The 422-nt window shown below is 69.2% G+C and carries 1 protein-coding gene; it reads right to left on the bottom strand.

Annotated elements, in window-relative coordinates:
• The coding region (locus tag HCN08_RS34575; protein WP_167987351.1) for an LLM class flavin-dependent oxidoreductase at positions 1-422 on the bottom strand (422 nt) is incomplete at both ends.

The raw sequence follows: 422 nt of genomic DNA, 5'->3' as shown, positions 1-422 counted from the left end.
GTCCCCGACGCCCGGTCCGCGACGATCTCGTCGCCGCGCCAGGAATCCAGCAGCGCGTTCACCGCCGTCAGGAACTGCCGCGCCCGCTCGTACCGGTCCTCCCGCGCCAGAAAGCCGCCCCGCCGGAAGTTCTCCCCGGTGAACTCGTCCCACGACGTCACCACATTCCACGCCGCACGCCCACCCGACAGATGGTCCAGCGAAGCGAACTGCCGCGCCACCTCGTACGGCTCGTTGAACGTCGAGTTGATCGTCCCGGCCAGACCCAGCCGGTCCGTCACCGCGGCGAGCGCCGCCAGCACCGTAAAAGTGTCGGGTCTGCCCACCACGTCCAAGTCGTGGATACGGCCCGCCTGTTCACGCAGCCGCAGGCCCTCGGCGAGGAAGAAGAAGTCGAACTTGGCACGCTCGGCGGTACGCGC

It is taken from the genome of Actinacidiphila epipremni (assembly GCF_012034175.1).
Lineage (GTDB): Bacteria > Actinomycetota > Actinomycetes > Streptomycetales > Streptomycetaceae > Actinacidiphila > Actinacidiphila epipremni.
Note: the sequence above shows the minus strand (reverse complement) of the source record. Positions and strands in the feature narration are given on the sequence as shown.